At 64.9% G+C, this 251-nt stretch carries 1 pseudogene; it reads right to left on the bottom strand.

The features are described from left to right. Nucleotides 1-251 (bottom strand): annotated as a pseudogene (locus SB725_RS32770) (acetyl-CoA hydrolase); the annotation flags it as partial.

Raw genomic sequence — 251 nt, 5'->3', positions numbered from 1 at the left:
CCATCAATGCCCGATAGCCCGCATTGTCGCCCTGGCGCGCTAACAGCGCAGCGGCCACGGCATCGCCCATGGCGCCGATGCCTATCTGCAAGGTGCCGCCATCACGCACCAGGGTGCTGGCGTGCAGGCCGATGCAATGGTCCTGGGTGGTGACCGGCATGTTCGGCGTGGAGAACAGCCGGCGTTGCTCCACCTCATCGATCAGCAGGTCGAATGCGTCGATGCTCAGCTCCGAGTCACCCGGCATGTAG

Origin of the sequence: Pseudomonas sp. SIMBA_041 (genome assembly GCF_046535095.1) — a bacterium.
In the GTDB taxonomy this organism is placed as follows: Bacteria; Pseudomonadota; Gammaproteobacteria; order Pseudomonadales; family Pseudomonadaceae; genus Aquipseudomonas; species Aquipseudomonas mucoides.
This window is presented reverse-complemented; position numbering and strand designations above follow the sequence as displayed.